At 74.7% G+C, this 23095-nt stretch carries 22 protein-coding genes; 7 read left to right on the top strand and 15 right to left on the bottom strand.

Annotation, left to right across the window (positions count from 1 at the left end):
- Nucleotides 1–12: 12 nt before the first annotated feature.
- The gene (locus O7600_RS02555) at nucleotides 13–1362 is read right to left on the bottom strand and encodes a PHB depolymerase family esterase (protein WP_281592086.1); all 1350 of its coding nucleotides are present in this window, start codon (nucleotides 1360–1362) and stop codon (nucleotides 13–15) included.
- A 134-nt stretch (nucleotides 1363–1496) separates the two neighbouring features.
- Nucleotides 1497–2603 carry a DUF4037 domain-containing protein gene (locus tag O7600_RS02550; RefSeq protein ID WP_281592085.1) on the bottom strand — a complete coding sequence of 369 codons (1107 nt, stop codon included), beginning with the start codon at nucleotides 2601–2603 and terminating at the stop codon, nucleotides 1497–1499.
- Between the two features lie 100 nt (nucleotides 2604–2703).
- Between O7600_RS02550 and O7600_RS02545 the strand changes: the two genes are divergently transcribed.
- Nucleotides 2704–3627, top strand: a complete 924-nt coding sequence (locus tag O7600_RS02545) for a 5'-3' exonuclease (RefSeq protein WP_281592084.1) — start codon at nucleotides 2704–2706, stop codon at nucleotides 3625–3627.
- Between the two features lie 147 nt (nucleotides 3628–3774).
- Here the strand turns inward: O7600_RS02545 and O7600_RS02540 are convergent, their stop codons facing one another.
- The gene (locus O7600_RS02540; protein ID WP_281592083.1) at nucleotides 3775–4662 is read right to left on the bottom strand and encodes an MHYT domain-containing protein; all 888 of its coding nucleotides are present in this window, start codon (nucleotides 4660–4662) and stop codon (nucleotides 3775–3777) included.
- Between the two features lie 164 nt (nucleotides 4663–4826).
- Nucleotides 4827–7619, bottom strand: coding sequence for a DEAD/DEAH box helicase (locus O7600_RS02535; RefSeq protein WP_281592082.1), 2793 nt, complete (start codon nucleotides 7617–7619; stop codon nucleotides 4827–4829).
- An 86-nt stretch (nucleotides 7620–7705) separates the two neighbouring features.
- Here O7600_RS02535 and O7600_RS02530 point away from each other — a divergent pair, with 86 nt between their 5' ends.
- Nucleotides 7706–8470: an HAD-IA family hydrolase gene (locus O7600_RS02530; RefSeq protein ID WP_281592081.1), complete on the top strand. Its 765-nt coding sequence runs from the start codon at nucleotides 7706–7708 to the stop codon at nucleotides 8468–8470.
- A 27-nt stretch (nucleotides 8471–8497) separates the two neighbouring features.
- A complete protein-coding gene (locus O7600_RS02525; RefSeq protein ID WP_281592080.1) occupies nucleotides 8498–9430 on the top strand; it encodes an EamA family transporter in 933 nt (310 codons plus the stop codon).
- Here O7600_RS02525 and O7600_RS02520 read toward each other — a convergent pair.
- A complete protein-coding gene (locus O7600_RS02520; protein ID WP_281592079.1) occupies nucleotides 9393–10319 on the bottom strand; it encodes a diacylglycerol kinase family protein in 927 nt (308 codons plus the stop codon). The two genes, O7600_RS02525 and O7600_RS02520, sit on opposite strands and share 38 nt — an antisense overlap.
- Nucleotides 10320–10414: 95 nt before the next feature.
- Here O7600_RS02520 and O7600_RS02515 point away from each other — a divergent pair, with 95 nt between their 5' ends.
- Complete coding sequence (locus tag O7600_RS02515) at nucleotides 10415–11158, top strand: hypothetical protein (protein ID WP_281592078.1); 744 nt, start codon at nucleotides 10415–10417, stop codon at nucleotides 11156–11158.
- Nucleotides 11159–11203: 45 nt separating this feature from the next.
- Here the strand turns inward: O7600_RS02515 and O7600_RS02510 are convergent, their stop codons facing one another.
- The 3 genes from O7600_RS02510 to O7600_RS02500 all read right to left on the bottom strand — a co-directional run bounded on the left by O7600_RS02510 (nucleotide 11204) and on the right by O7600_RS02500 (nucleotide 13793).
- Nucleotides 11204–11854 (bottom strand): fasciclin domain-containing protein, encoded by a 651-nt coding sequence (locus tag O7600_RS02510; protein WP_281592077.1) that lies wholly within the window; start codon nucleotides 11852–11854, stop codon nucleotides 11204–11206.
- A 90-nt stretch (nucleotides 11855–11944) separates the two neighbouring features.
- Complete coding sequence (locus O7600_RS02505; RefSeq protein WP_281592076.1) at nucleotides 11945–12988, bottom strand: zinc-dependent alcohol dehydrogenase family protein; 1044 nt, start codon at nucleotides 12986–12988, stop codon at nucleotides 11945–11947.
- Between the two features lie 106 nt (nucleotides 12989–13094).
- Complete coding sequence (locus O7600_RS02500) at nucleotides 13095–13793, bottom strand: hypothetical protein (protein WP_281592075.1); 699 nt, start codon at nucleotides 13791–13793, stop codon at nucleotides 13095–13097.
- 177 nt (nucleotides 13794–13970) lie between these two features.
- Between O7600_RS02500 and O7600_RS02495 the strand changes: the two genes are divergently transcribed.
- The gene (locus tag O7600_RS02495) at nucleotides 13971–14855 is read left to right on the top strand and encodes an ABC transporter substrate-binding protein (RefSeq protein WP_281592074.1); all 885 of its coding nucleotides are present in this window, start codon (nucleotides 13971–13973) and stop codon (nucleotides 14853–14855) included.
- Nucleotides 14856–15317: 462 nt separating this feature from the next.
- Here the strand turns inward: O7600_RS02495 and tatC are convergent, their stop codons facing one another.
- The 5 genes from tatC to O7600_RS02470 all read right to left on the bottom strand — a co-directional run bounded on the left by tatC (nucleotide 15318) and on the right by O7600_RS02470 (nucleotide 19134).
- Nucleotides 15318–16271 (bottom strand): twin-arginine translocase subunit TatC, encoded by a 954-nt coding sequence (gene tatC, locus O7600_RS02490; RefSeq protein ID WP_281592073.1) that lies wholly within the window; start codon nucleotides 16269–16271, stop codon nucleotides 15318–15320.
- A gap of 21 nt (nucleotides 16272–16292) precedes the next feature.
- Entirely contained in the window at nucleotides 16293–16634 is a 342-nt protein-coding gene (gene tatA, locus O7600_RS02485) for a Sec-independent protein translocase subunit TatA (RefSeq protein ID WP_091575150.1), read from the bottom strand.
- Nucleotides 16635–16851: 217 nt separating this feature from the next.
- Complete coding sequence (locus O7600_RS02480; protein ID WP_091575152.1) at nucleotides 16852–17100, bottom strand: hypothetical protein; 249 nt, start codon at nucleotides 17098–17100, stop codon at nucleotides 16852–16854.
- Between the two features lie 10 nt (nucleotides 17101–17110).
- Nucleotides 17111–18136, bottom strand: coding sequence for a YafY family protein (locus tag O7600_RS02475; RefSeq protein WP_281592072.1), 1026 nt, complete (start codon nucleotides 18134–18136; stop codon nucleotides 17111–17113).
- A complete protein-coding gene (locus O7600_RS02470; RefSeq protein ID WP_091575158.1) occupies nucleotides 18133–19134 on the bottom strand; it encodes a WYL domain-containing protein in 1002 nt (333 codons plus the stop codon). The genes O7600_RS02475 and O7600_RS02470 overlap by 4 nt, the downstream gene beginning before the upstream one ends.
- Nucleotides 19135–19249: 115 nt before the next feature.
- Between O7600_RS02470 and O7600_RS02465 the strand changes: the two genes are divergently transcribed.
- A complete protein-coding gene (locus O7600_RS02465; RefSeq protein ID WP_281592071.1) occupies nucleotides 19250–20233 on the top strand; it encodes a cation diffusion facilitator family transporter in 984 nt (327 codons plus the stop codon).
- A 43-nt stretch (nucleotides 20234–20276) separates the two neighbouring features.
- Nucleotides 20277–21362 (top strand): DUF3866 family protein, encoded by a 1086-nt coding sequence (locus O7600_RS02460; RefSeq protein ID WP_281592070.1) that lies wholly within the window; start codon nucleotides 20277–20279, stop codon nucleotides 21360–21362.
- Nucleotides 21363–21374: 12 nt separating this feature from the next.
- Here the strand turns inward: O7600_RS02460 and O7600_RS02455 are convergent, their stop codons facing one another.
- Both O7600_RS02455 and pafA read right to left on the bottom strand, forming a co-directional pair.
- Nucleotides 21375–21605 (bottom strand): hypothetical protein, encoded by a 231-nt coding sequence (locus O7600_RS02455; RefSeq protein ID WP_281592069.1) that lies wholly within the window; start codon nucleotides 21603–21605, stop codon nucleotides 21375–21377.
- Nucleotides 21606–21668: 63 nt separating this feature from the next.
- Nucleotides 21669–23027 (bottom strand): Pup--protein ligase, encoded by a 1359-nt coding sequence (pafA, locus tag O7600_RS02450; RefSeq protein ID WP_091575167.1) that lies wholly within the window; start codon nucleotides 23025–23027, stop codon nucleotides 21669–21671.
- Nucleotides 23028–23095: the final 68 nt, after the last annotated feature.

Raw genomic sequence — 23095 nt, 5'->3', positions numbered from 1 at the left:
GGGTCAGCGGGTTCAGGCCACGGCGCAGGGGCTGCCGTTGAGCGTGAACGCGGCCGGACTACCGGTGTTGCCGGTGTGGGTGGCCTGGAAACCGATGGTCACCGAGCCGCCCGGCGCGACGGCGCCGTTGTAGGAGACGTTGCGGGCGGTCACCGCCCCGCTGGTCGGCGCGTACGTGGCGTTCCAGCCACCGGTGATCGTCTGCCCGCCCGGCAGGGTGAAGGCGAGACTCCAGCCGTTGACCGGCGAGGTGGCCGTGTTCGTGATCGTCACGGACGCGGTCAGCCCGGTGTTCCAGGCGTTCACCACGTACCCGACCCGGCACGCGCCCGACGGCGGCGCCGTCGTGGGCGGGGCGGTGGTGGGCGGGGCGGTGGTGGGCGGGGCGGTGGTGGGCGGGGCGCTGGTCGGCGGCGTGGTCGTCGGCGGCGTGGTGCTGTCCAGGCCGAAGAAGCGGATCGCCTGGGCCGCGTCGACCGGCAGGTTGTGCGAGACGCCCTGCATGCTGATCGCCTCGACGGTCGCGGTGCCGCCGGTGCCGCCGTAACGGGTGCGCGTCCAGCCCGGCTGCGGACTGTCCGTGTAGGCGGGCGTCTGGCTCAGCCCGTTGATGTTGGTCCACTGGTCGATCTCCTCGCCGAAGTTCGGGTAGCGGAGCGTCTCGTCGTTGGTGCCGTGCCAGAGCTGCATCCGGGGCCGTGGGCCGGAATAGCCGGGATACGCGTTGCGCACCAGGTCGCCCCACTGCTGCGGGGTCTTCAGGACCTGGCCGTTGGCGCACTCGCTGTTCCACTCGGAGCCGTTGGTGGTGGCGAAGCACCCGAACGGCACCCCGGCGAAGGCCGCACCGGCGCGGAACACGTCCGGGTAGACGCCGAGCAGCACGTTGGTCATCATCGCCCCGGACGAGGTGCCGGTGGTGAAGATCCGCTCCGGATCGACCGGGTACCGCTCCCGCACGTAGTCCACCATGGACTTGATGCCCACCGGGTCGCTCCCGCCGTCGCGGCGCAGCGCCTGCGGCGACGAGACGTCGAAGCACTTGCTGCTGCGGGTGACCGACGGATAGACGACGACGTAGCCGTACCGGTCGGCGAGCGCCGCGAACTGGGTGCCGGAGTACATCGCGGGTCCGCTGCCGGTGCAGTAGTGGTTGACCACGAGCAGCCCCGGCCGGGCCGCGACGGTGTTCGGGACGTACAGATACATCCGCAGGTTGCTCGGGTTGGCGCCGAAGTTCGTCACCTCGGTCAGCGACGCCGCCGCGGCCGGGCTCGGGGCGGCCAGCGCCGCGACGGCGGCGAGCCCGGCCGCGGCCAGGGCCGCGCCGAGCAGTCGGAGTCTGCTCCTTCTGGACAGCATGGGTTCTCCTCGGTGGTGGGGACACCGCGCGGTGGCGCGTCGCGGCGTGGTCGCCGACGAGGCGCCTGCGAAGGGCGGCCCGGACCCTCGGAGACGAGATAGACGGTCGCAGATCGATGCGACCGAGTCGGAGTCTAGGCCCCCGGCCCGGAGTCGACAACCGGCGGCCGGTCCGGCAGCACCGCCGCGGCCACCCGGCGGGCCTGGCCCGGGCGGGTGAGCACGTCGACGTTGTCGAGGTACTGGTCCACCGCGCCGAGCGGCGGCCGGTCGCGCAGGCGCGGGTCGGTGATCGCGGCGCGCAGCGCCTCGGTGAACCGCCCCGCGTCGAGCACCAGGAAGGGCCGGTCGTGGAACGGCCGTGCGGTCGGCTCCACGGGCGCGGTGAGGCCGGTGCCGTTGGTCCAGTCGGCCACCGTCTCCAGCGCGCGGACCAGGCCGGACTGCCGGGCCGGCCAGTCACCCGGCCCGAGCGCGGTGGTCAGCGCGTCCACCACCGGCGCCGCCGCCGGCAGCGCGGCGAAGACGGTGCCGAGCCACTTCGCGTACGGGGGCCAGCGGCGGTGCGCCAGCAGGCCCAGGCGCATCAGGTCCCGGGCCAGCCCGGCGGCCACCACCCGGCTGCCCAGGTCGTCGCCGACCTCGGCGCAGCGGCCGGCCAGGTGCTCGGCCTGCGCCACCCGCTGCCAGCACGCCGCCAGGACGTGCCGCCAGACGTCGTCCGGATACCAGGCCAGCCGCGCCCGGACGGCGGTGAGCGCGCCGTCCAGCCCGTCGTGGAACACCGCCCCGCCGGTCAGCTCCGCCAGCCGCTGGGTCGGCGTCGCCAGCCAGTCCGCCGCCGTCAGGCCGGCGCGCGGGTCGACGCCCAGCCGGTCGCGCAGCCACGCGCCCAGCTCGTCGACGCTCACGCCGTGCCGGTCGCCGTCCGCCCGGAGGGTGCCGAGCCGGACCGTCGGCCCGCCGGCGAACCGGGTCGGCCAGCCGAGGAACTGCGCCGGCAGCTCCGCGTCGAGAACCGCCCGCACCGCCGCCGCGTCCGGCGCGGCGGCCACGAAGACCTGGGTACGCGGACCCCAGTCGTGGTCGGTGGAGCGCGCCGTGTCGAGGCCGAGCAGCTCGGACCCGCCGTCGAGCAGCCCGGCGGCGTAGCGCAGGCCGGGCAGCCGCCGGGCCAGCAGCGGGGCCACCACCTCGTCGTGGAAGCGGCGGGCCAGGGTCAGGCCGGGTACGAAGCTCACCCCGTCAGTCTGCGCACCGCGGACCGCCCGCGCCTTGGGGTTTCCCGGCGCCGTGCCGGCCTCCCACATCTCGTCGGAGGGCTGTGCCACGCTGGTCGGCGTGGCACACCGACCCCCGATCCTCCTGATCGACTCCCCCAGCCTCTACTTCCGCGCCTACTTCGGCATCCCCGAGTCGGCGGCGAAGACGGACGACGGCCAGCCGGTCAACGCCGTGCGCGGGTTCCTCGACATGCTCGCCCAGCTGGTGCGCACCCGCCGGCCCGACCGGATGATCTGCGCGCTCGACCACGACTGGCGGCCGGCGTGGCGGGTGGAGCTGCTGCCGTCGTACAAGGCGCACCGGGTCGCGCCCGAGGGCGGCGAGGTCGTGCCGGACACGCTGTCCCCGCAGGTGCCGATGATCCTGGAGGTCCTGGCGGCGCTCGGCATCCCCGCCGTGGGCGCCGACGGCTACGAGGCCGACGACGTGCTCGGCACGCTGTCGGTCACCCAGCCGGGCCCGGTCGAGGTGGTCTCCGGCGACCGCGACCTGTTCCAGCTCGTCGACGACGCCCGGCAGGTGCGCCTGCTCTACGTCGGCCGGGGTGTGGCCAAGCTCGACGACTGCGACGACGCGGCAGTCCGGGGTCGCTACGGCGTGCCCGCCGACCGCTACGCCGACTTCGCCGCCCTGCGCGGCGACCCGAGCGACGGCCTGCCCGGGGTGCCCGGCGTGGGCGAGAAGACCGCGGCCCGGCTGATCGACCGCTACGGCGGCCTCGACGGCATCCTGGCCGCCCTGGACGACCCCGGTTCCGGCTTCGCACCGGGGCTGCGCGGCAAGCTCGACGCCGCCCGCGACTACCTGGCGGTGGCGCCCAAGGTGGTCCGGGTCGCCACCGACGTGCCGCTGCCCGAGCTGGACCCGGCGCTGCCGACGCCCCCGGCTGACCCGGACCGGCTGCTCGACCTGGCGCAGCGGTGGAACCTGGCCGGCTCCTGCCGCCGGCTGGTCGACGCCCTCGCCACCCCCCGCCCCTGACGGGCCGAGCCGCGCCAGCGACCTGACCGCCTCCACCTCGGCGAAGTGGCGGCATCCGCGCCCACCGGACGCCGCCACCTCGCCGAGGTGGTGTCGATCATGTCCGGGGAGGCGGCCCGGGGCGGGTGACCGGTCGTGATTAGTTGATCACGGCCGGCGGTCGGTGCTCCGGCGCGACGGGAACGGGGCGCCGGGCTGGGCCAGGGTGGAGCGGCCGCGCAGGCCCACCGGGTCCGGCGCCGGTTCGGCCGCGGCCGCCGACGGCGCGCCGTCGAGCCGCGCGGCCACGTAGGCGGCGCCAGCCCGGTCGTCGTCGGAGGGGGCCGCGAGCAGCGCGTAGACCAGCCCGACCACGCCGAAGACCACGGCGAGCACGATCGGCACCAGCAGACCACTCACCTCGGTGCCGGTGGCCGCGCCGCGCCCCTCGTGCAGGTGCACCGACAGTGCGCTCATCCCGGTGAAGTGCATGCCGTTGACCGCGATGCCCATCACCAGCGCGGAGGCGATGATGGCGAGCGCCCGCCGGACGGTCATCGCCAGCCACAGCGCCACCGTGGCGGCCACCAGCGCGATGACGACGGACAGCGCCACCCGCAGCGGGTCGTAGGCGAGCGAGCCGTCCAGCCGCATGGCGGCCATCCCGGTGTAGTGCATGGCGGCCACGCCGGCGCCGGTGAAGAACCCGCCGGCGAGCAGCCGCAGACCGGTGAGCCGGCCGGTGCCCACGATGGCCAGGCCGATGCCGACGGCGGCCACCGCGATGGCCGTGCTGGCGGCGGTCAGCGGCACGTCGTAGCGGATCCGGGTGCCGCTGACGGCGAAGCCGAGCATCGCCATGAAGTGCATCGCCCAGATGGCCGTGCCGCCAAGGGCCCAGGCCGCGAGCAGGCCCCACCACGCCCGCTGGCCGGCGCCGGTGGCGGTCCGGATCCGGCCGGCGCAGACCAGGCCGAGCGCCGAGCCGAGCACGGACAGCGCGTAGCTGAGCGCGGGCGTGATCCACCCGTACTCAAAGTGATTGATCTCGCCCACGGCGACCTTCCCCCCGATCCGCTACCGACGCGTAACCCGCGCCTCGGACATGATCGGGCAGGCGTTGACCAGGCATGACACCGGCCCCCCGAATGTTCGGGGGGTGGTGTCACAGTGACGGACCGATGCGTCGATTTCCCGCCGACGGTGACCGAAAGTGATTGTCAGGCCGAGGCGTGGTAGGCCAGGACACCCCGGTTGACGGCCGCGATGGCCTGCCGCGCGGTAGCCCGCAGCTCCGTCGAGGCGCCGCCCGAGTCGGCCAGCTGGCCGAGCAGGTCGACCACCTGCCGCGCCCACCGGACGAAGTCGCCGGCCGGCATCTCGCCGTCGACCTGGTGCCCGCTGGCGAGCACCTTGGCCAGCGCCTCCCCGCGCGCCCAGCGGTAGATCGGCCAGGCGAAGCCCAGATCCGGCTCCCGGGTGACGGTCAGCCCACGCGCCGCCTCGTCCGCCTCGATGTCGCTCCACAGCTTGAGCGTCTCGTCGACCGCGTCGGCGACCGCGTTACGCGGCAGCGAGGCCCGCTCGTCGACGTCCCGCCGGGCCTCGAAGACCACCACCGACACGGCGGCGGCCAGTTCGGCCGGGGAGAGCCCGTCCCACACCCGGCGTCGCAGGCACTCGGCGACCAGCAGATCGGCCTCGGTCCAGATCCGCGCCAGCATCCGGCCGGCGTCGGTGACCTCGCCGTCGGCGGCGAGGTAGCCGCGCGCGGTCAGCAGCGCGACGATCCGGTCGAACGTGCGGGCCAGCGAACCGGTCCGCCCCGACACCCGCTGGCGCAGCTCGTCGGTGTCGCGCTCCAACCGCCGACGGCGCTCCGCCCAGCGGGCGTGCTCCTCCCGGTCCGGGCAGGCATGGCAGGGGTGGGTGCGCAGCTCGACCCGGAGCTGGCCGAGCTGGTGGTCCTCCCCCACCGCCTGGCGGGACCGCCCGCCACGGCGGCCGGCGTGCCGGTCCAGCCCGGTGCCGCTGACCGCCGCGGCCAGGTCGCGCCGGGCGGCCGGGGAGCGGTGGTTGAAGTGCTTCGGCACCCGGATGCGGGTCAGCACCTCAGCCGGGGTGGTGAAGTCGCCGGGGCTGACCCGCCCGGCCCAGCGGTCCTGGGTGAGCACCAGTGGGCGGGGCTCACCGAACCCGCCGGTGGCCGGATCGAGCACCACGGCCAGCCCGGCCCGTCGCCCGGACGGCACCCGGATCACGTCGCCGACCCGCAGCCGCTCCAGCGAGGCCACGGCCGCCGCCTTGCGCTGGGTCTGCCCCTGCCGGGCGATGGCCCGCTCCCGGTCGGCGATCGCCACCCGCAGCGCGAAGTATTCGTCGAAGTCGCCCTGGTGGCAGGCGGCGTCCGCGCCGTACGCCTCGATCGTCTCGGTGTTGCGCTGCACCTGCCGCGCCAGGCCGACCACCGACCGGTCCGCCTGGAACTGCGCGAACGAGGACTCCAGCAGCTCGCGGGCCGGCGCCGCGCCGACGCTGCCGACCAGGTTGACGGCCATGTTGTAGGACGGCCGGAAGCTGGAGCGCAGCGGATAGGTGCGGGTGGACGCGAGCCCGGCCACGTGCCGGGGGTCGGTCTCCGGCGACCAGACCACCACCGCGTGCCCCTCGACGTCGATGCCCCGCCGACCGGCCCGGCCGGTGAGCTGGGTGTATTCGCCCGGGGTGAGGTCGACGTGGGCCTCGCCGTTGAACTTGACCAGCCGCTCCAGCACCACGCACCGGGCCGGCATGTTGATGCCCAGCGCGAGGGTCTCGGTGGCGAAGACCGCCTTGACCAGGCCCCGCACGAACAGCTCCTCGACGACCTCCTTGAACGCCGGGAGCATGCCGGCGTGGTGGGCGGCCAGGCCGCGCTCCAGACCGTCGAGCCACTCCCAGTAGCCCAGCACGGACAGGTCCTCGCCGGGGATGGCGGTGACCCGCGACTCCACCACCCGGCGGATCTCCGCGCGCTCCTCCGGTGAGGTCAGCCGCAGTCCGGCGGCGAGGCACTGCTGCACGGCGGCGTCGCAGCCGGCCCGGCTGAAGATGAACAGGATCGCCGGGAGCAGCCCCTCCCGGTCGAGCCGGTCGACGATGTCCGGGCGCATCGGGCCCCGCCAGCGCGGGCCACGCCGGCCGCCGCCCGGGCCGGCGCTGCGGCCCTCGCCCAGCTCCAGCCGGCGCATCGTGTCGCGGGTGTAGCGCAGCAGCTCGGGGTGGACGTCGTGCTTGCGGGCCGCGTCCGCGTCGTGGAACAGGTCGAACATCCGCTTGCCGACGAGCATGTGCTGCCACAGCGGCACCGGGCGGTGCTCGGAGACCACCACGGCGGTCTCGCCGCGCACGGTGACCAGCCAGTCGGCGAACTCCTCGGCGTTGGAGACGGTGGCCGACAGCGAGACCAGCGTGACCGACTCCGGCAGGTGGATGATCACCTCTTCCCAGACCCCGCCGCGGAACCGGTCGGCGAGGTAGTGGACCTCGTCCATCACCACGTAGGCCAGGCCGTCGAGCGTGGCCGAGCCGGCGTAGAGCATGTTGCGCAGCACCTCGGTGGTCATCACCACCACTGGCGCGTCGCCGTTGATCGCGTTGTCGCCGGTGAGCAGACCGACGTGCTCGGCGCCGTAGCGGTCGACCAGGTCGTGGTACTTCTGGTTGGACAAAGCCTTGATCGGGGTGGTGTAGAAGCACTTGCGCCGGGCGGCCGGCGCGTCGTCGCCCGCCGGCGCGCCGGGCGCGCCGCGCAGGGCCAGGTGCACCGCGAACTCCCCCACCACGGTCTTGCCCGCGCCGGTCGGCGCGCAGACCAGCACCCCGCTGCCCCGTTCCAGGGCCTCGCACGCCTCACGCTGGAAGTCGTCGAGATCGAACCCGAGGTCACGGGCGAATTCGTCCAGGGCCGGGAAGGCGGAGGCCTGCGCGGCCCGGCGGCGCGCCGCGGCGTACCGCTCGGCGGGGCTCGACATGAACCCAAGATTAATCGGTACCGCCGACGACCACCGGTCAAGGCCGTCCGGCAGGGCGCTCGGAGCGGGTCGGTAGGGTGCACGACGTGCCGGACCGTACCGAACTGCCCCACGCCTCGAGCGGCGCCGACGACGCCGTCCGCCCGAGCCCGTCCCGCCGGCCCGTGGAGGCGGTGCTCTTCGACTTCCACGGCACCCTCGCCCAGGTGGAGGAGCCGCTGGCCTGGGTACGGGCCGCCGCGGCCGCCTGCGGGGTCGAGCTGGACCGGATCCGGGCCACCTCGCTGGCCGACCGCCTGCTCACCGCCGGCCGCGCGGGCGGGCCGTTGCCGGCCCGGGTGCCGCCCCGGCTGGCCGAGCTGTGGGCCGACCGCGACCTCTACCCGCACGCCCACCGGGGCGCCTACACCGGGCTGGCCGAGACCGTCGACACCGGCATCGACGGGCTCGCCGACGCGCTCTACGAGCGGGTGCTCGTGCCCGAGGGCTGGGTGCCCTACCCGGACACCGGGCCGGTGCTCGGCGCGCTGCGAGCCGCCGGGGTGAAGGTGGCGGTGGTCAGCAACATCGGCTTCGACCTGCGCCCGCTCTTCGCCTCGTGGGACCTCGACGCTCTGGTCGACGCGTACGCGCTGTCGTACGAGGTGGGGCGCTGCAAGCCCGACCCGGGCATCTTCCTGCGCGCCTGCGGCATGCTGGGCGTCGACCCGGAGCACACCCTGATGGTCGGTGACACCCCGGCCGACGCGGGCGCGGTGGCGGCCGGGTGCGGTGTGCTGGTGCTGCCGTGCGCCGACGCCGGCCGGCCGAACGGCTTGGGCGCGGTGCTCGACCTGGCCGGGGTCGGCTGACCGGGCGCCCCGGTTAGGGTCAGGGGCGTGACCGCCGACCGCCCCGTACCGTCGCGCGCGCCGGGCCGGCTCGGCGGGGTCGCGCTGGTGCTCGGCGGGGCGCTGTCCGTGCAGTTCGGCTCCGCGGTGGCCGCGCTGCTGTTCCCCCGGACCGGGGTGGCTGGGGCGGTCACCCTGCGGCTGACCCTCGGCGCGCTGCTGATGCTGGTGGTGTGCCGGCCCCGGCTACGCGGGCACGGGCGCGACGACTGGGCGGCGGTGATCACGTTCGGCCTGGCGTTGGCCGGGATGAACTCGATCTTCTACCAGGCGATCGGGCGGATCCCGCTCGGTCCGGCCGTCACGCTGGAGGTGCTCGGCCCGCTGGCGCTGTCGGTGCTCGGCGCGCGCCGGCTCGCCGCCTGGTGCTGGGCCGGGCTGGCGCTGGCCGGGGTGGCCCTGCTCGGGCAGGGCGGGTTCGACCGGCTGGACCCGCTCGGCGCCGCGCTGGCGCTGCTGGCGGGCACGATGTGGGCCGCGTACATCGTCTGCTCGGCCCGGGTCGGCGCGCGGTTCCCCCGGGCCGACGGGCTGGCCCTGGCCCTCGCGGTGGCCGCGCTGGTCACCCTGCCGTTCGGGCTTCTCGACGCGGGCGGCCGGCTGTTCCACCCGGCGGTGCTGGGGCTCGGCGCCGGGCTGGCGCTGCTCGCCTCGGTGCTGCCGTACAGCCTGGAGTTGGCGGCGTTGCGGCGGCTGCCCACGGCGGCGTTCGCGGTGCTGATGAGCCTCGGGCCGGCGATCGCCGCGCTGGCCGGGTGGCTGGTGCTCGGTCAGGCGCTGCACCCGGTCGAGGTCTCCGCCATCGCGCTGGTGGTCGCGGCGAGCGCCGGCGCGGTCCGGGCCGCCACGCCCCCGCCGGCACCGGTCCCGTCGACGCCGGCGGTCAGCGGAGCAGCCGCAGGGCCGACGGCACGGCGGTGACCGTCACCGGCAGGTCGAACGACCGTTCCCCGTCGACGTAGGTGGTGATGCCCTCGGCGGCCAGCTCCACGGTCCGCGCCCGGTACGCGCGCACCAGCGGGTGCGTCACGTGGGTGCCCTGGTAGATCCGCGGCTTCACCCGCATCAGGGTGCGCCGGTCGAAACGACCGCCCACCACCACGTCCAGCAGCCCGTCGGTCGGGTCCGCGTCCGGGCAGATCCGCATCCCGCCGCCGTAGCTGGCCGCGTTGCCGACCGCGACCAGCACCGCGTCCACCTCCTGCGGCACCCCGTCGAGGGTGAGCCGGTAGCGGCGCGGGCGCAGCCGGGCCAGCTCCACCAGGATCGCCAGGTCGTACCGGCGGGGCCCGCGCGGCCGGCGCATCCGGTTGGCCCGCTCGTTGACGATCGCGTCGAAGCCGGCCGCGAGCACCGCGCCGTACCAGCGGTCGTCGCCGCCGGGGCGGGACAGCCGGGCCAGGTCGACCGGGCGGGACCGGCCGGCGGCCAGCGCGGCGGCGATCGTGTCGACCGCCTCGAGCGGGTCGGCCGGGAAGCCGGTCTCCACCGCGAAGTCGTTGCCGGTGCCCGCCGGGACCGGCCCGAACGGCACGGCCGTGCCGGCGACCGCCTGCACCGCGCGGTGCACCGTGCCGTCGCCGCCCACCGCCACCAGCGCCCCGGCTCCGCCGGCCACCGCGGCGTGGCACGCCGCCTCCGCCTCCACCGGGGTACGGGCGGTCAGCAGCTCCACCGGGCGGCCGGCGCCACCGAGGCGCTCCAGGATCCGGGGCAGCAGGCCCCGGTGCCGTCCCCGGCCGGCGGTCGGGTTGGCGAGCACGGCGACGGGGCCGGGCGGGACATGATCGTGCGCGGTCACGGCGAGCACCGTACGGCACGAGCCGCGCCCGTCACCAGGGGCGACGTCGCCACCGCCCGGCGACGGGGCCACGACGCCGGCGGCGGTGCGCAATACTGCCCGCCATGCGACCACGCACGTTGATCGCCGTCCTCGCCCCGGTGGCGTTCGCCCCGCTCCTGCTGGCCGGTGGGCTCTGGTGGGCGCAACGGCCGGTCGAGCCGGCCTGGCACGACAACGCGGTCGCCGACGCGACCGACACCGTCGACCGGATCGAGGCGAGGTTCGCCCGCGACCACCTCTACACGGCCGAGGAGTTCGTGCACGCCGCCGGGCAGGAGCCGACGGTCACCGTGCTCCAGGTGCGCGGCGAGACGCACTGGCAGACCGGTGTGACGCTGGTGCTGCGGGTGACCGGGCACGGCGCGGGGGTCAACGGCCGGGGCGAGACGGTCGAGGGCACCGAGACGGTCTGCTTCCGGCTGCGCCTCGGCCCCGAGCGGGACGACCGCGACGACGACATCGACTGCCCGGCCGGCGATCCGGTGCCCGTCCCGCAGGACCCGTCGCTGGACGGCGTCGACGACCGGCTCCGCCGGGCGCTCAGCACGGCCGGCCCCGACGAGGCAGCGGTGCGCGCCGCCGTGGCCGGCCTGAAGCTCGACCCGGCCGTCCGGCAGGAGATCGCCGTCCGGGGCGGCACGGTCGGTGTCGCGTTGCGCGCGAGCCGGTGCGACTGCCTGCTGGCCCGCGTCGACGCGACGGGTGCGCAGACCTGGCGGCCGTCGCACACCCAGCTCGCCCCCGGCGAGCTGAGCTGCTCCGCCGGGCTGGCCCTGAGCAGCCAGTTCGGCCGCCGCGAACGCTGACGGCGCCCGGCACGGAAGGTGCCGGGCGCCGTCGGGGCCGATGCGTCAGGGCAGGTCGATCGGGCGCAGCACCCGGTCCACCGCGTGCGCGATCTGCTTGTTGCCCTTGTTGATGTCGTAGCGCACCACCCGCGCGTCGCGGTCGCTGGTGTCGGCGTCGACCAGGCGGACCTGCCGGCCGTACCAGCAGTGCTTCACGTCGACCTCGACGGTCGCGCCGAGCGCGGTCGTCAGGTCCGCGCCGTCGGCCTTCAGCGCCGCCTTCCGGTCGATCGTCGCGCCCGGCACCACGTGGTAGAGCAGCACGTCCTCCACGGTGTCCACACCCAGGCCGGCGACCGCGTCGAAGGCCGCCTTCTCGCCCGGCAGCTTCCTGGCGGAGGTGATGTCGCGGACCAGCTCGCGGAACGCGTAGTCGTTCGGCACGAACGCGGTCAGCGCGACCGTGCCGTCGGTGAGCACCTTCACCGGCGAGTCCGGCTTGGCCTGCAGCACCGTCAGGACCGCCTTGGTGAGCACGTCGAAGTCCCGCGAGTTGCGGTCGAAGCCGCTCTTGTCGGCGGTGAGCACGGCGGCCAGCGACCGGGTGCCCTGCTGCTTCGCGCCGGCCTGGGCGGGAGCGGCGACGGCGGTGGTGGCCACCGCCGCGGCCGTGGCGCCCGCGGCCAGGCGGGCGGCGAGACGAGCGATGTTCATCGGGGAGCCTTTCGTCGAGGCGACCGGATCCGTGACTGTCGTCACGACCCTTGCTTCGCCGCGACCGTCCCCGGTGGATGCACCCCGGGATCAGAAGGTGACGCGGACCTTCAGCGCGGTCCGCTCGTCCATCGCCCGGTAGCCCCCCGGCACGCCGTCCAGCGGCACCGACAGGTCGAACACCGGCGACGGGTCGATCACGCCGGCGAGCACGTCGGCCAGCAGTTCCGGCAGGTACGCCCGGGCCGGCGCCACCCCGCCGGCGAGCGCCACGTTGCGGTTGAACATCTGCTGCACGTCCACCCCGGCGCTGCCGCCGTGCGGCACCCCGACATAGCCGACCGCGCCGCCGTCGCGGGCGATCGAGATCGCGGTACGCATCGACTCCTCCGTGCCCACCGCCTCCAGCACCGCGTGCGCGCCGTGTCCGCCGGTCAGCTCCCGGACCGCCTCGACCGCCGCCTCACCGCGCTGCGCCACCACGTCGGTGGCGCCGAACCGCCGGGCGATGTCGGTGCGGGCCGGGTGCCGGCCCAGCGCCACGATCCGCTCCGCGCCGAGCCGCCGCGCGGCCAGCACCCCGCACAGGCCGACCGCGCCGTCACCGACCACGGCCACCGTCGCGCCCGGACGCACCCGCGCCGCCAACGCGGCGTGGTGGCCGGTGGCCATCACGTCCGACAGGGCCAGCAGCGCGGTCAGCAACCGGTCGTCGCCGGCCGCCTCGGCGGGCAGCCGCACCAGCGTGCCGTCGGCGTACGGGACGCGTACCGCCTCGCCCTGCCCGCCGTCGGAGCCCGGCGTGCCCCAGAACCCGCCCCGCGGGCAGGACGTGTGCAGTCCCTCGCGGCAGAACTCGCACGTGCCGTCGGACCAGACGAACGGCGCCACCACCAGGTCACCGACCCGCACCGAGGTGACGTCCGCGCCGACCTCCTCGACCACGCCGAGGAACTCGTGCCCGATCCGCTGCCCCGGTGTCCGCTTGGCCACTCCCCGGTACGCCCACAGGTCGCTGCCGCAGATGCAGGCGAGCACGGTACGCACCACGGCGTCGCCGGGTTCCCGGACGGCGGCGTCCGGCACCTCCTCGACGCGGACGTCGTTCGGGCCGTGGATGACGGTGGCGCGCATCGGTGGTTCCTCCGGGCGGTGCGGGCGGGTGGCTTGGCGCGAACACTAGACCGCGCGTCGCCCGCCCCCGCCGCACCGCCCCGACCCGGTGGTGGCGCTCACCCGATCAGCGGACGAGCAGCCGCTTGCTCAGTGAGGCAACCCCGTCGCCCTTGACCTTGAGCGTCCAGTTCCCGGCCGCGCCCAGCGTCACCACCGTCTCGGCGGTGCCGTTCGGCTCCGCCTTCAGCTCGGCGACCCGCTTGCCGTCCGGGTTGAGCAGGTAGAGCGTCCGCGCGCCGGCCGTCTTGTTGGCCACCTTCAGCGCGAGCTTCTCGCCCGGTTCGGCGATCAGCCCGTCGACGCCGGTGAGCGTGTCACCGGACAGCTCGATGGTGAGCGCCCGGTCGTACGCGGTCTCGGCCGCGGCGCTGGCCACCGTGCCGTCGTCGGAGACGGTGATCCGGGTCCGCACCCCGTCGCCCTGCCGGCCCGGCTTGCAGGCCACCTCGTACGAGCCGGTCTCCAGCTGGGCCCGCAGGTCACCCGTGCGACCCGCCGGCACGTCGGCCACCTCGGCGACCACCTTGGTGAAGCCCGCGCCCTCCCGGCCGTAGAGGTAGACCCCGGTGGCCTGCTGCCCCCGGTTGGTCACGGTGAAGGTGACCGTGCCCGGCGTGAACAGCGTGGTGGTGACCTCGCAGCTGGTGTCGGTGGCGGTCACCGGGACCTGCTCGCCCTTCGGCGCGGGCTCGTCGTCACCGCAGGCGGTGAGCGCGGTGGCGGCGCAGAGGGTGACAAGGACGGCGGCGGTACGGCTCTTCATCGGGCTCTCCGGAGCGGAGGTCAGCGCGCTGACCGGGGGTGGGGCGCCGACGCCACCCCGGGACACCGCCCCGGGGGACTCGGCGGAGTCAGCAGAGTCTAAGCGGGCGCGGCGTCCCGGCAAGGCCCGAGGGCAGCCGAATGTCCGCCTCCCCGCCGGCCGGGCATGATGGGCGGCATGCGGCTGGTCTCCCTGCTCCCCTCCGCCACCGAGATCGTGTACGCCCTGGGCCTCGGCGACGACCTGCTCGGGGTCACGTTCGAGTGCGAGGTGCCCCCGGCGTACCGCGCCGGCGTCACCGTGGTCGTGGGCGGCCGGGACACCCGGGGCATGAGCCCCGGTGCGATCGACGCGTACGTCAAGGAGCAGCTGGCGGCCCGCGCCGACCTCTACACGCTGCACGCCGGCGCGCTGGCCGAACTGGACCCGGAGCTGATCCTCACCCAGGACCTGTGCCGCGTCTGCGCGCTTCCATCCGGCACGGTCACCGACGCCGTCGAGCATCTCGGCTGCCGGGCCGACGTGCTGTCGCTCGACCCGTACACCCTGGACGACGTGCTCGACTCGATCCGCGCGGTGGGTACGGCCGCCCGGGTGCCCGACCGCGCGGAGGCCCTGGTGGACGGGCTGCGCGCCCGACTGGCGGCGATCCGCGCGGCGGTGGCCGGTCGACCCCGGCGGCGGGTCGCCGTCGTCGAGTGGGTGGACCCGCCGTTCGGCGCCGGCCACTGGATCCCGGACCTGGTCGACGTCGCCGGCGGCGAGCCGGTGGCCACCCACCCCGGGGCCCGGTCCGCGCCGACCACGTGGGCCGACCTGCGGGCGGCCCACCCCGAGGTGGTGCTCGTCGCGCCGTGCGGTTTCCACCTCGACGGGGCAGTCGACCAGGCGGCCTCGGTCGCCGGGCACTTCCCGGACGCGGAGGTGTGGGCGTTGGACGCGGACGGGCTGATCGTGCGGGCCGGCCCCCGGCTGGTCGACGGCGCGGAGACGATCGCCGCGATCCTGCACCCCGACGCCGTCCCCGCCGCCCGACCCGACGCGGCCCGCCGCATCGCCTGATCCCACCGGACCCAGGCCCGCACCGCCGGCCCTTGGTGTCGCCCGTGGCCCTTGCCACGCACCCGCAGCACGAGAGGGGCGGCCCGACGGCGCCTCCCAGTGACCATCGGTCAGCGCGCGGCACGGCCGTCCAGGACGACAGACCACCTTCAGTCGATATACCGCTGAGTCATCTTTATGACCCAGCGGTATATCGCTCCCGATGAGTCTCGCCCACTTTTGCCCAGCACTCGGCAACGCGCACTCGGGGAACTGACCGGGCCCTCCGTTCGCCGCACTCGTCGCTCGCCGCACGCGTCGATCTTGGACTTGTGGTGGGGAACGAAAGCGCCCATCACGGGCGTTCGAGGCGCCACAACTCCACGATCGGCGGTCACGTGGCGGGCGGGGCAGGCCCGAGACGCGCGAACGCCGTCCCCGTTGCCGGGGACGGCGATCGTGGTGCGGCGTGACGGGGACCGGTCAGGTCATGTCGTCGTAGCGGCGCTCGATCGGCGCCGGCGCGGCGACCGGCTCGGGCGCCGCGATCGGGGCGGACGCCTCGATCCGGGCACCGGTCGGTACCGGCTCACTCGACAGGTCCAGCGGCGACACCTCGTCGTCGGCGATGCCCGCGTAGACCTCCTGCCCACGCCCGCGCCGCCGGTCGTTGAGGAACGCCACCCCGACCGCGGCGAAGTAGAGCGCGGAGAGGCAGAGGGCCAGCGCGGTCATGCCGAACGGGTCGGGCGTCGGCGTGACCACCGCGGAGAACGCGAAGAACACGAAGATCGCCACCCGCCACCAGCTCAGCAGCCGCTTGGCGCTGGCCAGGCCGACGAAGTTGAGCATCAGCACGATCAGCGGGAACTCGAACGCCACGCCGAACAGCAGGATCAGGTTCGTGACGAACGAGATGTAGCGGGTCACCTCGAGGGTCGTCGCGATGTCGTCGCCGGAGACGTTGAGCAGGAACTCGAGGCCCTTGGTGGTGACGAAGAACGCCAGCACCGCGCCCGCGGCGAACAGCGGGGCCGCCAGCGCGGTGAAGATGTACGCGTAGCGCCGCTCGTGCCGGTGCAGGCCGGGCGCGATGAACGCCCAGAGCTGGTAGAGCCAGATCGGAGCCGCGATGATCAGGCCCACCCAGAGGCCGATCTTCAGGTTCAGCAGGAAGACGTCGGCGACGCCGAGCTGCACGAACAGGCACTTGCCGGTTTTTGGATCGATCGCCTGCGGCAGGTCGCAGTAGGGCCTCGACAGCAGCTCCCGGACCGGCGTGGCCAGCCAGATGCCGAAGCCGAAGCCGACCAGGATCGCGAGCGACGCCCGGAACAGCCGGTTACGCAACTCCCGGATGTGCTCCATGAGAGTCATGGAGCCGTCGGCCGCGCGTTCGAACGTGCTCGGGCCGCGCTTCCTCAACGCGAAGGCCACGGTGGTGGGGGCCCTTCCGGATCAGTTCTCGCGGACGCGCTGCACCGGGTCGACCGGCGGGGCGACCGGCTGCTGCGGCTGCGGGGCGTACCCCGGCTGCGGCTGCGGCGCGTAGCCCGGCTGCGGCGCGTACTGCTGCTGGCCCTGGATCGGCTGCTGCGGCGGGAGCGGCTGGTAGCCGTTCTGCGCGTCGGCCTTCTCGGCCAGGTCGCGGTCGTCGTCGTGCAGGCTCTTCGTCTCGGCCTTGATGATCCGCAGCGAACGGCCCAGCGAGCGGGCCGCGTCGGGGAGCCGCTTCGCGCCGAACAGCAGGATCAGCACGACCACGAGTACGGCGATGTGCCACGGCTTGAGGGCACCCATGGGAAGCTCCAGTCGCTCTGTGTCGGTGAGGGTGGGGTCGCCGCCCATCGTACGTGCGTCGCAGCGGCTTGCCACCCCCGGCGGCCCTGCTGGTGCGGGCCGGCCGGTGAAGTCTCGACCAACCCGAGTTGTCCCGTCAACCACCCACGGGGGCGCATTCGTGCACGCAACCGCCCCGGATCGCGCAGCTATCGCTCGCCGGACCGACCAGCGTCGATCACTCGCCGCGCCTGGCCTTGATCAACGCGATCCGGTCCTGCGCCACGGCCGCCCGCTCCTGCAACGACTCGGCGCGCGCCTGCAACTCCTCGGCGGCGGACCGCAGCGACTCCGCCTCGGCCTGCCGGCTCTGCAACGCCAGCGCCGAACGGCGCAACCGGGGCAGCCGCGCCACCACCGGGCGGATCGCCAGGGCCAGCACGACCAGCGCGAACACCACGACCCCGAGCACGATCCACATCACCACGGCGGTCAGCCTAGCGGGTGACGCCGGTGGCCGCCGGATCGGCGCTGCCGGCCGGGGTGGCGCTGCCGGCCGGGCTGGCGTACGCGTCGAGCGCGGCGACGGCCTGGGCGCGGACCTGCTCGGCCAGCTCGGCCGGGGCCACCACGGTCACCTCCGGACCCAGGCCGAGCACGAACCGGCGGGCCCAGCCCAGGTCGGTGACGCGCAGCGACACCAGCCACTGCTCGCCGTCGGCCTCGACCCGCTCGCACGGATAGTATTCGGTGATCCACCGCTCGCCCCGGCCGATGCGCAGCGTGATCAGCGGCAGGTCGGCCGAGGGCCGGAACACACCGTCGCTGAGGTCGTGCGGGCGGGCCTGCGGCGGCACCACGGCCTGCTCCGGCAGCTCGATGACCGCGTCGATCCGGTCGGCCCGGAACAACCGGACCGCCTCGGCCCGACGGCACCACGCCTCCACGTACGCCCGGCCGCCGACCATCAGCATCCGCAGCGGGTCGATCGTGCGCTCGGTGGTCTCGTCCCGGGCCGGCGTGTAGTAGGTGATCCGCAACGCCCGGCCCCGCTCGACGGCGGCGCGCAGCTCGCGTACCCGGGCATTGTCGCCGGGCAGACGGACCTCGACCGGCGCGCCGGCCAGGTCACCGGCGGCGCTCTCGATCTTGGCGAGGGCCCGCTCCACCGCCTCCCGGTTGGCCACCCCCGGCGTCTCGGCGAGCATCCGCAACGCCACCACCAGGGCCAACGCCTCGTCCGGGGTCAGGCGCAGCGGGCGGTCGATGCCGGCGTCGTAGGTGATCGTCACCCGGTCACCGTCGAACGCCATGTCGATCAGGTCACCGGGGCCGTAACCGGGCAGCCCACACACCCAGAGCAGCTCCAGGTCCTCGCGGAGCTGCCGCTCGGTCACGCCGAGGTCGTGCGCCGCCTCGGCGATCTCGATGCCGGGGCGGGCCAGCAGGTAGGGCACCAGGTTGAGCAGCCGGGCCAGCCGGTCGGCGGAGGCGCGGCCGGCGCGGGCCGCGGGGCGGGTCACCGGGCACCTCCCCCGGCCACCGCCAGCTCGTCGTGCCGGGCGGCGACCTCCTTCAACCGCTGGATGACCGCCTCGCGCACCTCCGGAGGTTCGAGCACCCGCACGTCCGGGCCGTAGCCGACGATCTGGCCGGCCAGGAAGTCGGCGTCGGCGTACGGCAGGACCAGCCGGTCGCCGTCCGGGCCGGCGTGGCTCTCCACCGCCCAGCGGCGCAGCCCGGCGGCGCGGCCCGGCGCGGCCAGCACGGTCGCCCGGCCGGTGCGTTCCACCGGCCCGGACCAGCGGGCCACGTGGCTGATCAGGTCCACCCCGGCGGGCGGCTCGTAGGCGCCGGCGTCACCGGTCGCGCGGACCGTGCCGACCACCCGGGACAGCCGGAAGCAGCGGGTCGCCGCGCGGTCGAGGTCGTGGCCGACCACATACCACCGGCCGCGCCAGCAGACCACGCCCCACGGCTGCACCCGGCGGCGGGTCGGCGCGTCCCGGTCGGGCACCCGGTAGTCGAAGCTCACCTCGCGCCGGTCCCGCGCGGCGGCGGTCAGCGGCGCGAACGCCGGGTCGACCGTCACCATCGGCTCCAGACCCAGCGTGGCCTGCGGGTCCACGTCGATGCCGGCGGCCCGCAGCTTCGCCAGGCCGGAGGACGCGGCGGCGGCCAGGCCGGCGTGCTGCCACAGCCGGGCGGCGATCCCCACCGCGGCGGCCTCGTCCGGCTCGAGCGGGATGTCGGGCAACGCGTATTCCCGGTGGGCGATCCGGTAGCCCGGCTCGGCGTCGAAGACGCTGGCCGTGCCCGTCTCCAGCGGCACCCCCAGCTCCCGCAGCTCGGCCTTGTCCCGCTCGAACTTGCGCTGGAACGCCTCGTGGTCCTTGGCGTCCTCCGGGTCGTGCTCGTAGCCGGGCACGGTCGCGGCGATCTGGGCGGCGGTCAGGAAACGCCGCGTGGACAGCAGGCAGATCACCAGGTTGACCAGGCGTTCGGTACGGGTCCGGGACACGTGCAAACGCTAGCAGCCCGCGCGTCCGACGCGGGCACCCGCGCGGGCGCGGCGCGGCCATCCACCCGTTCGTCTCCGCCGCGCGGCCGGACGAAGCCGGACCTAGGGTGATCGCATGGCGGATGCGGAAGTCAAGTCCGAGAGCGTCGGCACGGTCGTGGTGGCCGGCGCGGCGAACCTCGCCATCGCGGTCGCCAAGCTGGTCGCGGGTCTGATCTCCGGTTCCGCCGCGATGCTCTCCGAGGCCGCCCACTCGGTGGCCGACACCACCACCGAGGTGCTGCTCTACCTGGCGCTGCGGCGGGGCGCGCGGCCCGCCGACACCCGGCACCCCTTCGGGTACGGCAAGGAGAGCTACGTCTGGGCGTTCCTCGCCGCGCTGTTCACCTTCGTCGCCGGCGCCGGCTTCGCCATCACCCACGGCGTCACCACGATCCTCGTGCACGAGCACACGGGCAACTACCTGATCTCGTACGTGGTGCTGGCGGTCTCGTTCGCCATCGAGTCGGTGTCGCTGGCCCGGGCGGTGCGGCAGGTACGCCGGGAGTCCCGCCGCTGGCGCGCCACCCCCCGCCGCTACCTGCGGCTGACCGCCGACACCACCGTGAAGGCGGTCTTCCTGGAGGACACCGCCGCCCTGATCGGCCTGCTCATCGCCGCCGTCGGGCTCACCCTGTCCCACCTCACCGGCGACGAGCTCTACGACGGGATCGCCTCCATCCTCATCGGCGCGCTGCTGCTGGTGGTCGCCGGCATCCTGGCCCGCAGCAACATCTCGCTGCTGGTCGGCCGCGCCGTCTCCGAACGGGTGCACCGGCAGATCGAACGGGAGCTGGCGGCGGTGCCGACGGTGGACCGCGTCGACACCCTGATGACCATGTTCCTCGGCCCGGAGGACATCCTCGTCGCCGCCAAGGTCGACTTCCGCGACGACGCCACCGGCGCCGACATCGAGGCCGCCTCCGACGAGGCCGAACGCCGGCTCACCGACCGGTTCCCGGAGATCGCGTACGTCTTTCTCGACCCCACCCGCTCCCGCGGGCCCGCCGGGCGCGCCCGGACCACCCAGGAGGAGCGCCCGCCCGGCCGGGACGGCTGACCCGGCCTCCGGTCGCCCCGACGCCGGCCGATAGCGTGCCGACATGGTGCGATGGCGGTCCGGCACGGTCACGACGGTACGGCGGCGGTGGGCCGGCGCCGTCGAACTCGACGTCGCCCTGCCCGACGGCGCCCGGATGCGCGCCCTGGCCTACCCGGCCCTGGTCGGCGACCCGCAACCCGGCGACCGGGTGCTGCTCAACGCCGGCGCACTGCTGATGGGCCTCGGCACCGGCGGCTACGCCCTGGTCGTCGCGCTGCCCGACCGGCTCCCCGCCGACCCGCCGCAGGCCGGCGACACCCGCGACGCCGGGCACCTGGTCAAGGCCCGCTACACGCCGCTGCAACCGATCCTGCTCGGCGTCGACGAGGAGGCCTCCCCGCACCACGACCGGCTGGCCGCCGCCGAGTCGGTCGACGGGATGCCGGTGGTCACCGCCGACCTGCACTCCGCGCTGCCGGCGATTCTCGCCGGCGTGCACGCCGACGCCCCCCGCGCCCGGGTCGCCTACCTGCTCACCGACGGCGGCGCGCTGCCGGCCTGGTTCTCCCGCACGCTGGCCGGCCTGGCCGACCGTCTCGTCGGCACGGTCAGCGTCGGCCAGGCGTTCGGCGGCGACCTGGAGGCCAGCACCCTGCACAGCGGCCTGCTCGCCGCCCGGCACGTGCTCGACGCCGACGTGGCCGTCGTCGCCCAGGGCCCGGGCAACCTCGGCACCGGCACCCGCTGGGGCTTCTCCGGCGTGGCCGTCGGCGAGGCCGTCAACGCCGTCGCCACGCTGGGCGGACGCGTGGTCGGCTCGCTGCGGATCTCCGCCGCCGACCCCCGGCCCCGGCACCGGGGCGTCTCGCACCACAGCCTCACCGCGTACGGCCGGGTGGCGCTCGCCCCCGCGGAGCTGGTCGTGCCCGACGGCCTCGACCCCGACCTGGCCGCCGACGTGACCGCGGCGCTCGCGCCCCTGACCGACCGGCACCGGATCGTCACCGTGCCCACCGACGGCCTCGACGCCGCACTGCGGGCCAGCCCGGTCGGGCTGTCGACGATGGGCCGCGGGCTCGACGCCGACCACGCCTACTTCCTGGCCGCGGCCACCGCCGGCCGGTACGCCGCCGGCCTGCTGCGCTGAACGGAAACGCCCTCAGCCCAGGAAGAAGATCAGGCCCAGCCAGACGCCCACGATCAGCGCCAGCGCCACCGCCAGCACCCAGGTCGGCACGGTGTACTCACCGCGGCGGTTGCGTTCGATCTCGGCGCGGATCTTCTCCCGCCGCCGGTCGATCCAGTTGAGCTTCTCGGTGCCGCCGTCCCGCTCGCGGCCGGAGGTCCGGCCGGGCTCGCGGCCGTGAGGTTGCGGTTCGGAAGTCTCCATGGCGACGCCAGCGTACCGGTGCCGTGGCGGCCGGCGCCCCCGGCACCGGCCGCCCCCCCGACCTCACATGCTCGCGATCAGCCGCTCCACCCGCTCGTCGTACGCCCGGAACGGGTCCTTGCACAGCACCGTGCGCTGCGCCTGGTCGTTCAGCTTCAGGTGCACCCAGTCCACCGTGAAGTCACGCCGCTTCTCCTGCGCGTGCCGGATGAACTCGCCCCGCAACCGCGCCCGGGTGGTCTGCGGCGGCGTCTCCTTCGCCTCGAAGATCTCCGGGTCGGTGGCCACCCGGTCCACCTCGCCCCGACGCTCAAGCAACCCGTACAGGCCCCGCCCGCGCCGCAGGTCGTGGTAGGCCAGGTCCATCTGCGCCACCCGCGGGTGCGACAGCGGCAGGTCGTGCTTGCGCTGGTAACGCTCGATCAGCTTCAGCTTGGTGATCCAGTCGATCTCCCGGGCCACCGGGTCCAGGTCGCCGGTCTCCACCGCGCGCAACACCCGCGCCCACAGGTCCACCACCCGCTTGGCGGTCTGGTCGCCGCCCCGGCGCTCCACAAACTCGGTCGCCTTGGCCAGGTATTCCTGCTGGATCTCCAGCGCCGACACCTCCTTGCCGGAGGACAGGCGCACCTTGCGCCGGCCGGTGATGTCGTGCGACACCTCGCGGATGGCCCGGATCGGGTTCTCCAGCGTCAGGTCCCGCATCACCACACCGGCCTCGATCATCCGCAGCACGATGTCGGCCGTGCCGACCTTCAGCAACGTGGTGACCTCGTTCATGTTCGAGTCACCGACGATCACGTGCAGCCGGCGGTAGCGCTCCGCGTCCGCGTGCGGCTCGTCCCGCGTGTTGATGATCGGTCGGCTCCGGGTGGTCGCCGAGGAGACGCCCTCCCAGATGTGCTCGGCCCGCTGGGACAGGCAGTAGACCGCGCCGCGCGGCGTCTGCAACACCTTGCCCGCGCCGCAGATCAACTGCCGGGTGACCAGGAACGGGATCAGCACATCGGCCAGCCGGCCGAACTCGCCGTGCCGGGACACCAGGTAGTTCTCGTGGCAGCCGTACGAGTTGCCGGCCGAGTCGGTGTTGTTCTTGAACAGATAGATCTCGCCCGCGATGCCCTCGTCGTGCAGCCGCTTCTCCGCGTCGACGAGCAGGCCCTCCAGGATCCGCTCACCGGCCCGGTCGTGGGCCACCAGGTCGGTGACCGAGTCGCACTCGGGTGTCGCGTACTCGGGGTGCGAGCCCACGTCCAGATAGAGGCGGGCGCCGTTGCGCAGGAACACGTTGCTCGACCGGCCCCACGACACCACCCGCCGGAACAGGTACCGCGCGACCTCGTCGGGGGAAAGCCGGCGCTGCCCGCGATAGGTGCAGGTGACGCCGTACTCGGTTTCGAGGCCGAAGATTCGCCGCTCCATGATGAGACACTAGCCGCCCGGAGCCCCCGATGGGCAGCGCCGACGCTCACCGCTTGCGATCTCCCCCG

Source organism: Micromonospora sp. WMMA1998, assembly GCF_027497375.1.
In the GTDB taxonomy this organism is placed as follows: domain Bacteria; phylum Actinomycetota; class Actinomycetes; order Mycobacteriales; family Micromonosporaceae; genus Micromonospora; species Micromonospora sediminicola.
This window is presented reverse-complemented; position numbering and strand designations above follow the sequence as displayed.

Excerpts from the sequence above, each read along its gene's own strand:
- O7600_RS02505 (WP_281592076.1), bottom strand. The coding sequence starts at position 12,988 with ATGCGCGCCACCGTCATCCACGGCCCGAACGACGTCCGCGTCGAGGAG.
- O7600_RS02535 (WP_281592082.1), bottom strand. The coding sequence starts at position 7,619 with ATGTCGAGCCCCGCCGAGCGGTACGCCGCGGCGCGCCGCCGGGCCGCG.
- O7600_RS02495 (WP_281592074.1), top strand. The coding sequence starts at position 13,971 with ATGCGGCTGGTCTCCCTGCTCCCCTCCGCCACCGAGATCGTGTACGCC.
- O7600_RS02515 (WP_281592078.1), top strand. The coding sequence starts at position 10,415 with ATGCGACCACGCACGTTGATCGCCGTCCTCGCCCCGGTGGCGTTCGCC.
- O7600_RS02465 (WP_281592071.1), top strand. The coding sequence starts at position 19,250 with ATGGCGGATGCGGAAGTCAAGTCCGAGAGCGTCGGCACGGTCGTGGTG.
- pafA (WP_091575167.1), bottom strand. The coding sequence starts at position 23,027 with ATGGAGCGGCGAATCTTCGGCCTCGAAACCGAGTACGGCGTCACCTGC.
- O7600_RS02500 (WP_281592075.1), bottom strand. The coding sequence starts at position 13,793 with ATGAAGAGCCGTACCGCCGCCGTCCTTGTCACCCTCTGCGCCGCCACC.
- O7600_RS02510 (WP_281592077.1), bottom strand. The coding sequence starts at position 11,854 with ATGAACATCGCTCGTCTCGCCGCCCGCCTGGCCGCGGGCGCCACGGCC.
- O7600_RS02555 (WP_281592086.1), bottom strand. The coding sequence starts at position 1,362 with ATGCTGTCCAGAAGGAGCAGACTCCGACTGCTCGGCGCGGCCCTGGCC.
- tatA (WP_091575150.1), bottom strand. The coding sequence starts at position 16,634 with ATGGGTGCCCTCAAGCCGTGGCACATCGCCGTACTCGTGGTCGTGCTG.
- O7600_RS02455 (WP_281592069.1), bottom strand. The coding sequence starts at position 21,605 with ATGGAGACTTCCGAACCGCAACCTCACGGCCGCGAGCCCGGCCGGACC.
- O7600_RS02460 (WP_281592070.1), top strand. The coding sequence starts at position 20,277 with ATGGTGCGATGGCGGTCCGGCACGGTCACGACGGTACGGCGGCGGTGG.